Here is a 9,702-nt window from a genome sequence, read left to right on the forward strand (position 1 = left end):
ACTGATCCCGGCGAACTACGATTTAGACTGAATATAAATAAAGAAGAAGAGGAGGATCTGCAATGTTTAAACAAGCGATACCATTGCTGACGGCGATGGCGGTGGTGATGACGCCGTTCGTATCATCAAGCGCCTTTGCCGGGAGTGAAGCCAAGTCGAATGAATTCTGGTGGCCGGATCAGCTGGATCTCGAGCCGCTGCGCCAGCATTCACCCGAGTCCAATCCATATGGCGAAGATTTCGACTACGCCGAGGAATTCAAGAAGATCGACCTCGAGGCCCTGAAGAAGGACATCGAGGAGGTGATGACCACATCGCAGGACTGGTGGCCGGCGGATTATGGTCATTACGGGCCGTTATTCATTCGCATGGCCTGGCACGCTTCGGGCACCTACCGCGTGCATGACGGACGCGGCGGCGCCGGCGGCGGCCAGCAGCGCTTCGAACCGCTCAACAGCTGGCCCGACAACGTCAGCCTCGACAAGGCGCGGCGTCTGCTCTGGCCGATCAAGCAGAAATACGGTCGCTCGCTTTCCTGGGCCGACCTGATGGCGCTTACCGGTAACGTTGCCATGGAATCCATGGGCTTCGAGACCTACGGCTTCGCTGGCGGCCGCGTGGACGACTGGGAACCCGACAAGGTTTACTGGGGCCCGGAGAAAGAATGGCTCGGCGATAAACGCCACGAAGGCGATCGCGAGCTGGAAAAGCCGTTCGGCGCGACGCAGATGGGCCTGATCTATGTGAACCCGGAAGGGCCCAACGGCAACCCGGACCCGGTCGCCGCGGCCAAGGATATACGGGCGACCTTCGGCAACATGGCGATGAACGATGAGGAGATCGTTGCCTTGATCGCCGGCGGCCACACGTTCGGCAAGGCCCACGGTGCCCACGATCCCGGCGAGTGCGTGGGGCCCGAGCCCGCCGCCGCGCCTGTCGAGCAGCAGGGCCTGGGCTGGAAAAACGAGTGTGGCAAGGGCAATGCCGAGGACACCGTCACCAGCGGCCTCGAAGGTGCCTGGTCGGCTACCCCGGTGACCTGGTCCATGCAGTTTCTGGAAAACCTGTTCAAGTTTGAATGGGTGAAGACCAAGAGCCCGGCGGGCGCAACCCAGTGGGTGCCGAAGAACGCCGAGGACGTCAAGTTCGTGCCGGATGCGCATGATGACTCGAAAACACACGCGCCGATCATGTTCACCACGGACCTGACGTTGAAGAAGGATCCGGAGTTCCGGAAGATCGCCAAACGCTTCCTGGAGAACCCGGAGCAATTCGAGGAAGCCTTCGCCAAGGCCTGGTTCAAGCTGATCCACCGCGACATGGGCCCGCGTGCGCGCTACGTCGGCGGTAATGTGCCGGACGAACCGTTGATCTGGCAGGACCCGATCCCCGAAGTCGATCACCCGCTGATCGACGCAAGCGATATCGCGGATCTGAAAGCGGCAATCCTCGATTCCGGCCTGAGCGTTCCGGAACTGGTCAGAACCGCCTGGGCCTCGGCCGCCTCCTACCGCGGCACCGACATGCGCGGCGGTGCCAACGGCGCCCGCGTGCGTCTCGAGCCGCAGAAGAACTGGCCGGTCAACAACCCGGATGAGCTGGATAAAGTTCTGCAGCAACTGGAAAGCATCCAGAAGGACTTCAACGACAGCCAGTCCGGTGACAAGCGCGTGTCGCTTGCCGACGTGATCGTCCTCGGCGGTGCCGCCGCCGTTGAACAGGCCGCCCAACAGGCCGGCCATGACGTCGAAGTACCTTTCGAACCGGGCCGCGGCGATGCCACGCCGGAACAGACCGACGTCGAATCGTTCGACGTGCTTGAACCGAAAGTCGATGGCTTCCGCAACTACTACAGTGATGTCAGCGGTCGTTCACCGACCGAGGCACTGGTCGAGCGGGCCAACCTGTTCACCCTGACCGTGCCGGAAATGACCGTGCTGGTCGGCGGCATGCGCAGCCTGGACGCCAACACCGGCGCGGCCGATCACGGCGTCTTCACTGACAAGCCGGGCACGCTGAGCAACGACTTCTTCGTCAACCTGCTCGACATGTCCACCAAGTGGTCGAAGTCATCCGACAAAGAGGGCATATACGAGGGCCATGACCGCAAGAGCGGTAAGCTCAAGTGGACGGCTACCCCCGTCGACCTGATCTTCGGCTCGAATACCGAGCTGCGTGCCGTGGCCGAAGTCTATGCCGCCGACGACGCAGAAGAGAAGTTCGTACGCGACTTCGTCGACGCGTGGACCAAGGTGATGACGCTTGATCGGTTCGATCTGTCCTGATCAAGTGGGTGAGTGAAATAACCCGGAAAGCAGTTAAGTTTTCAGGGTAGAGGTAAAGGAACGGCGGCGCTTATTGGCGCCGCCGTTTTGTTTTGTAGTATATAAACTTTCTAGCGGGACTGTGGAGTATCATAACAATTTACGATTACAAATCGCTCAAGACTAATCTGTTCATGTAAACGATCTGTCGTGAGTGCGATTCTAGTTACAGCAGATCGTACGTTCGAGGAGCCACAATATATATAATGTGGAACATAATATGGAGCTTCTTACTACACGTGTCCGAAAAAATAAAAACGCTATAATGTAGGTATTAAACCCAGCATTTTGGCCGGCCCTTAATATACAAAATTAATCAGGGTTGACTCTATTATTTGGTGGGCCTGGTAGGACTCGAACCTACGACCAAGGGATTATGAGTCCCCTGCTCTAACCAACTGAGCTACAGGCCCTTCGGGAAGGACGTACTGAATTCTATTGCTGCCAACAAGCCGGCTATCGAACCCGGCTTGTTGCGGGATTATGTCACTCACTCGTGGTGAGTGATCCGGGGCAGTCATTCTGACTGCCCGTTCGGCATGCTGCGACATTGCATGTCGGTCATGCCTCACCCCCTGACTCTAATCAACTGAGCTACAGGCCCTGTTATTGGGCTGATGCTAGCTTGGAATAAAAACGGGCGTCCAGTGATGGGCGCTTTTATATTCGGCTCGGGGCTTGTAAAGGGCTGAATTATAACGGATGTGGGGTTGCTGGGAATAGCGTTTGGGGGATAAAAAAAATCCCCTTTTCCTGGCGGAGAAGGGGATTTTTTAAGTTCGGTGGCAGGTTTATCCCCCCATCCTTGCTTCCCCCATCGAGGGGGAGGGGATTGGGTGCGCTGCGCGCTGTTGGTTTATTCACCCCCACCCGGTGCTGACGCACCGACCTCCCCCATCAAGGGGGAGGTGGGAACGGGGTTTAGTCGAGGAAGGTGCGGAGCTGGTCCGAGCGGCTCGGGTGGCGCAGCTTGCGCAGGGCCTTGGCCTCTATCTGGCGGATGCGCTCGCGCGTGACGTCGAACTGCTTGCCGACTTCCTCCAGCGTGTGGTCGGTATTCATGTCGATGCCGAAACGCATGCGCAGCACCTTGGCCTCGCGCGTGGTCAGGCCTTCCAGTGCGTCGCGGGTGGAGCGGCGCAGGCCCTCGAAGCTGGCGAAGTCGATCGGTGCCTTGGTGTTGGTATCCTCGATGAAGTCGCCCAGGTGCGAGTCCTCGTCGTCGCCGATGGGCGTCTCCATGGAGATCGGCTCCTTGGCGATCTTGAGTACCTTGCGGACCTTGTCTTCCGGCATTTCCATGCGCTCGGCTAGCTCTTCCGGCGTCGGCTCGCGGCCCATCTCCTGCAGGATCTGGCGGCTGATGCGGTTGAGCTTGTTGATCGTCTCGATCATGTGCACCGGAATACGGATGGTGCGGGCCTGGTCGGCAATCGAGCGCGTGATGGCCTGGCGAATCCACCAGGTCGCGTAGGTCGAGAACTTGTAGCCGCGGCGGTATTCGAACTTGTCGACCGCCTTCATCAGGCCGATGTTGCCTTCCTGAATCAGGTCCAGGAACAGCAGACCGCGGTTGGTGTACTTCTTCGCGATCGAGATCACCAGGCGCAGGTTGGCCTCGACCATTTCCTTCTTGGCGCGGCGTGCCTTGGCCTCGCCGATGGAGACCTTGCGGTTGATCTCCTTGATCTCGGGAATGGTCAGGTAGCTGCCCTCGAAGGAATTGACCAGGCGTTCCTGGGCCTTGAGGATGTCGTCGAGGTTTTCCTTCACGCCGGCGGCGTACTTCTTGCGCGAACGGGCGATCTTCTTTGCCCAGTCGAGGTTGGCCTCGTTGCCGGGGAAGGATTCGATGAATTCCTTGCGCGGCATCTTCGCCTGCTTGATGCAGACGTTCATGATGTTGCGCTCCTCGGCGCGGATGCTGTCGGCAACGTGACGCACGTTGTTGGTCAATATCTCGACGAACTTCGGCGCCAGGCGCAGCTCCATGAACATCTCGGTCAGCACGGACTGGGCCTTCTCGCTGGACTTGTGGTCCTTGCCGTACTTCTTCAGCGCCGTTAGCAGCTTCTTGTACTGCTTGGCCATGGCGGCGATGCGCACGCGCACTTCTTCCGGATCGAGCGAGTTGTCGGCGGCCTCGTCGTCCGACTCGTCCTCGTCGTTGTCCGCGGCGGTGGCGTTCGGGTTGGCCGGCACGGCCTCGGTGTTCGGGCCGTTGTACTCGTCGTTGTTGACGATACCGACGACAATGTCGGCGAGCTTCAGCTCACCGTCCTCGTACTTGGCCCAGCCGGCCAGCAGCATGTCGATGGTGCCCGGATAGCTGGCGAGCGCGGCCAGCATCTGGTTGATGCCTTCTTCAATACGCTTGGCGATCTTGATCTCGCCCTCGCGGGTGAGCAGGTCGACCGTGCCCATCTCGCGCATGTACATGCGCACGGGATCGGTGGTACGGCCGAACTCGGCGTCGACACTGGCGAGCGCGGCCGCGGCTTCGGCCGCCGCATCATCGTCCGCACTGCGCGCCTCGTCGCCAATCAGCATGTCGAGATCCGGCGGCGCTTCATGGACGGTGATACCCATGTCATTAATCATGCTGATGATGTCCTCGATCTGTTCCGGATCGACGATATCCTCGGGCAGGTGATCATTGACTTCATGGTACGTCAGGAAGCCCTGCTCCTTGCCCTTGGCAATCAGCAGTTTCAGTTGCGACTGTTCGTCTTCCTGGTCGAGTTGCTCGATTGGGTCAGCCATAGAGTGCCTTAAAGTGTCGCGTTAACGTGTTGAATAGAAAAATTTTTGCCCCGCAGACGGGGGCGAAACATAGCCTATCGATTATATACCATTTGCCGCATTACAGCCAGATTAAGTTGCTGTCGCGGCGCCGTCGCCAGTCCCGTTTCCGTACCGGGTTGCGCCAATAATCATTATGTATATCAATGAGTTGGCTCTTCTGCCCCGGGCGCGGCCAGGGTCCTGACTGGCTCAATATCAGACCACCGGGCGGCCCGGTGGTTCGCCCTGACTACTCGGCCGGGCCCGGCGCCGAGGTCAGGGCGCGCAGTTCCTCTTTCTGCGCCTCGGACAGTTCCGGCCACGGGATCTGGCGCAGTTCCTGCAGCCGCCGGCCGCGCTGCAGCTTCTGCAGCCGGGTCACGCAGTCGCGGAATTCCGCCGCCAGGTTGACCTGCTCGTCGAAGTCGGTGGCGGCCAGTTCGCTGAGGCGGCGGCCGTAGCGGCTGTCGCGCCAGTGCTCGAGGATGCCGGCTGTCTTTATGTTGGGATGGGCGTGGATGAATTCAAGCAGCTCGACCAGAAAGGCCATGCCCGGCATGTCGACCCTTGCCAGCGACTGCGGGTTGTCGACTTCCTGCGCCAGCGCCGGCTGCTGCAGCAGCAGGGCGATGGTGTGGCTGACCAGCGACGGCGCGTGGCGCCTGCCGCTGTGGCGCGGGCCGCGCGGCGCGGCCGCCGGGGTGTCGTTGCCGAGCTGGCGCTGCAGCTCGTGCTCGTCCATGAAGGTGATGTCCGAGATCTTGCGCACCATCAGGTCGCGCAGGCTGTCGCTGGGCAGCTGGCGGGTGTAGCGCATGGCGCGGTCCGACAGCTTCGCCTTGCCCTCGCGGCTGGAGGTGTCGATCTCGCGGCGCAGGTACTGGATCAGGTAGTCCGACAGTGGCGTCAGACGCGCCGGATCGGTGAACGCGGCCTGGCCCTCGCGGCGGACGAAGGTGTCCGGGTCGTCCGCCGGCGGCAGGAACAGGAAATCCACCTCGCGGCCGTCGCGGAGCAGGGGCAGGGCGGTTTCCATGGCCTTGAAGGCGGCTTTCTGGCCGGCGCTGTCGCCGTCGAAGCACAGCACCAGCTGCGCCGCGTGGCGGAACAGCAGTTCCAGGTGCTCCTTGGTACAGGCGGTGCCGAGCGTGGCGACGGCGTTGCGCACGCCGCTTTGCGCCAGTGCCAGCACGTCCGTGTAGCCCTCGACGATGTAGAAGCGGTCGAGCTGGCGCATGGCCTTTTTCGCCTGGTACAGGCCGTAGGTCTCCGAGCCCTTGTGGAAGATCGGTGTTTCCGGCGAGTTCAGGTATTTCGGTTCGCCGTCGCCGAGCACGCGGCCGCCGAAGCCGATGGCCCGGCCGCGGCGGTCGCGGATCGGGAACATGATGCGGTCGCGGAAGCGGTCGTAGTGGCCGCGGCCGGACTCCTTCTCGACCAGCAGGCCGATGCTGGCCAGCCGCTTGACTGAGTCTTCCGACTTGCCGAGGCTCGACAGCAGGTTGTCCCAGCCGGGCGGGGCGAAGCCGATCTCGAATTCGGCCGCCAGCTCGCCGCTGAGACCGCGCTGTTTCAGGTAAGCAATCGCTCGCTCACGTTCCGGATGTTCGCGCAGCTGGCGGCTGTAGTAGCGCACCGCCATTTCCATCAGCTCGTAGAAGTCGCTCTTGTCGTCGCTCGAGCGCGGCGTGCTGTCGCCGCCCTCGCGCGGCACCGTCAGGCCGACGCGGTTGGCCAGTTCCTCGACCGCCTCGGGGAAAGTCATGCCGGCGTGTTCCATCAGAAAGCCGATGGCAGTGCCGTTCGCGCCGCAGCCGAAACAGTGGTAGAACTGCTTTTCCTGGCTGACGGTGAACGACGGCGTCTTCTCGTCGTGGAACGGGCAGCGCGCCTGGTGGTTGCGACCGGCGCGCTTGAGCGGCACGTAGCCGTCGATGACATCGACGATGTCGATGCGCGACAGCAGGTCGTCAATGAAGTGCTGTGGGATCAGGCCGGCCATAGGGTGGCCAGTATAAATCACGACCGGGGCGAGGTGTTGTCCCGGTCGACAACCCGGATAAAGTAACTGGTGAATAGTGATTCGTGAATGGCCGGTATCAGACGGGGACTGGCCATTCACGAATTACCAGTCACCAATGACCCGAAAACGGGCTGCTTGTAAAGACGACTCTGTCAGCCGCCCAGCAGCGACTTGACCTTGGCGCTGACGGCGCCCATGTCGGCGCGGCCCTGGACCTTGGGCTTGACCACGCCCATGACCTTGCCCATGTCAGCCATGCCGCTGGCCCCGGTTTCCTCGATCGCGTTATTGATCAGCGCCTCGAGGTCGGTGTCGTTGAGCTGTTCGGGCAGGTACTCGGTGATGATGTTGAGTTCGTAGGTCTCTTTATTGACCAGGTCGTCGCGGCCGGCATCGCGGTACTGCTGGATGGAATCACGGTACTGCTTGGCCATCTTGTCGAGCACGGCCAGCACCGCGTTATCGTCGAGCTCGGTGCGCTCGTCGATTTCCTTCTGCTTGATGGCCGCGGTAATCATGCGCAGCACGCCAAGGCGGTCTTTGTCCTTGTCGCGCATCGCCTGCTTGACGTCATCGGTGATGCGCTGTTTCAGCGTGCTGCTCATAGGTATTGTGGTGGGCTGTCAGTAGTTGCGGGGACGGCGCACGGACTGCTTGGCGAGTTTCTTCTGGTAACGCTTAACGGCAGCGGCAGCCTTGCGCTTACGCACCTGGGTCGGCTTCTCATAGTATTCACGGCGATGGACATCGGCCAGAATACCGGCCTTTTCGCAGGAACGCTTGAAACGGCGCATGGCGACTTCAAACGGTTCGTTCTCACGGACTTTTACGGAAGGCATAGTGCTCCTTTGTTCCAATTCGGTTAATTTACGGGCTCAGTCGGACCGGGGATCCCATCCGGGCCCGGAAAAGCCAGCAATTTTAGTAAGCTCACCGGCTAAATGCAAAGTATTAATGCAGTACAGATCAGGACTTAAGGCCCCATGACCCGTCAGCCACTACGCGTGCTCGGCATCGAAACCTCCTGCGACGAGACCGGGATCGCCATCTATGACGGCGAAAACGGCCTGCGCGGCCATGCCCTGCACAGCCAGGTCGACCTGCACGCCGTCTACGGCGGCGTGGTGCCGGAACTGGCCTCGCGCGACCATATTGTCCGCACCGTACCGCTGATCCAGCGGGTGCTGGCCGAATCCGGCCTGGCGCCCCGCGACATCGGCGCGGTCGCCTACACCGCCGGACCGGGCCTGATCGGCGCCTTGCTGGTAGGCGCGGCCATCGGCCGCAGCCTGGCGTACGGCTGGGGCGTGCCGGCGTTGGGCATCCACCACATGGAAGCCCATCTGCTGGCGCCCATGCTGGAGGACAATGCACCGGAATTCCCGTTCCTGGCGCTGCTGGTGTCCGGCGGTCACACCCAGCTGGTCGAGGTCGACGCCCCCGGCGCCTACCGGATGCTGGGCGAATCGATCGACGACGCTGCCGGCGAGGCCTTCGACAAGACCGCCAAGCTGCTCGGTCTGGGCTATCCGGGCGGCCCGGCGCTGTCGAAACTGGCCGGCCAGGGTACGCCCGGCCGCTTCAGCTTCCCGCGGCCGATGACCGATCGGCCGGGGCTGGATTTCAGCTTCAGCGGCCTCAAGACCCAGGCGCTGGTGACGCTCAACCAGCTCGGCGGCGCCGAGGCGATCGACGAGCAGACCCGTGCCGACATTGCCCGCGCCTTCGTCGAGGCGGTGGTCGATACCCTGGCGATCAAGTGTCGTCGGGCGCTGGAACAGACCGGCCTGAAGACGCTGGTTGCCGCCGGCGGCGTCAGCGCCAACAGCCAGCTGCGCGCAAAACTCGCCGACATGACCGCTGAACTCGGCGGCCGCGTGTACTACCCACGACCGGAATTCTGCACCGACAATGGCGCGATGATCGCCTACGCCGGTTACCTGCGCATGAAGGCCGGGTTACAGCAGGACGATCTCGGCTTCCAGCCGCGCCCGCGCTGGCCGCTGATGGAGCTGGAGGGGATGCCGAGCGGTGAGCATGCCGCTGGCGAAAAATGAATCCGCAAATAAACGCCAATTAACGCGAATTTTGGTCTTCGGGCAGTAGGCTGTCATTCCGGCCGACCGTCAGGGAGAGCCGGAATCTGCAAGGCATGGCCAGGCAAAGATTCCGGATAATCACTGTGTGATTTCCGGAATGACGATGTTTATATTCACCGTGGTATTCGAATCCCCGTCATTCTCGCCGACCGGAAGGGCGAGACGGAATCCATTGCCGAGGGGCCCGTTCCCGGGCCGAATGGGAAACCAGTTATGGCGTGGTATCTGAATCTTTGCTTCGCGGTGGGGCGCTGCTCTTATCAGTTACGTTCCCTCCCCCTTGACGGGGGAGGGTTAGGGTGGGGGTGATTGAATTATCGAGGATGTTTAATTCACCCCCATCCTTCCTTCCCCCATCAAGGGGGAAGGAATAGGGTGGGTACGAACCGGAGACATAGGTTACAGAACGAACCGGGGACATGGGTAACACTTTGCGGCATAGGTTTAACAGGAGAAGCGACCGATGCCCTGG

Annotated in this window: 6 protein-coding genes and 1 tRNA gene; 2 read left to right on the forward strand and 5 right to left on the reverse strand. The window is 61.3% G+C overall.

The genetic code is table 11. The features are described from left to right. The first annotated feature begins 95 nt into the window (after positions 1–95). A complete protein-coding gene (gene katG, locus J2T55_RS11355) occupies positions 96–2,285 on the forward strand; it encodes a catalase/peroxidase HPI (protein WP_407660085.1) in 2,190 nt (729 codons plus the stop codon). Positions 2,286–2,660: 375 nt separating this feature from the next. On the opposite strand, the gene J2T55_RS11360 is transcribed toward katG, so the two are convergent. From J2T55_RS11360 to rpsU, 5 genes are all read right to left on the reverse strand, one after another. Continuing rightward, positions 2,661–2,737, reverse strand: a tRNA-Ile gene (locus J2T55_RS11360). A gap of 508 nt (positions 2,738–3,245) precedes the next feature. After that, positions 3,246–5,087: an RNA polymerase sigma factor RpoD gene (gene rpoD / locus J2T55_RS11365; protein ID WP_259056848.1), complete on the reverse strand. Its 1,842-nt coding sequence runs from the start codon at positions 5,085–5,087 to the stop codon at positions 3,246–3,248. Between the two features lie 271 nt (positions 5,088–5,358). Continuing rightward, positions 5,359–7,110 (reverse strand): DNA primase, encoded by a 1,752-nt coding sequence (gene dnaG, locus J2T55_RS11370; RefSeq protein WP_259056850.1) that lies wholly within the window; start codon positions 7,108–7,110, stop codon positions 5,359–5,361. A 173-nt stretch (positions 7,111–7,283) separates the two neighbouring features. Then, positions 7,284–7,736: a GatB/YqeY domain-containing protein gene (locus tag J2T55_RS11375; RefSeq protein ID WP_259056860.1), complete on the reverse strand. Its 453-nt coding sequence runs from the start codon at positions 7,734–7,736 to the stop codon at positions 7,284–7,286. An 18-nt stretch (positions 7,737–7,754) separates the two neighbouring features. Further along, positions 7,755–7,970 carry a 30S ribosomal protein S21 gene (gene rpsU, locus J2T55_RS11380; RefSeq protein ID WP_259056861.1) on the reverse strand — a complete coding sequence of 72 codons (216 nt, stop codon included), beginning with the start codon at positions 7,968–7,970 and terminating at the stop codon, positions 7,755–7,757. Positions 7,971–8,114: 144 nt separating this feature from the next. On the opposite strand from rpsU, the gene tsaD reads away from it, so the two are divergent. Further along, on the forward strand, positions 8,115–9,188 hold the full coding sequence (gene tsaD / locus J2T55_RS11385) for a tRNA (adenosine(37)-N6)-threonylcarbamoyltransferase complex transferase subunit TsaD (protein ID WP_259056863.1): 1,074 nt from the start codon (positions 8,115–8,117) through the stop codon (positions 9,186–9,188). Positions 9,189–9,702 lie beyond the last annotated feature (514 nt).

The organism is Methylohalomonas lacus, from assembly GCF_024808875.1.
Classification (GTDB): domain Bacteria; phylum Pseudomonadota; class Gammaproteobacteria; order Methylohalomonadales; family Methylohalomonadaceae; genus Methylohalomonas; species Methylohalomonas lacus.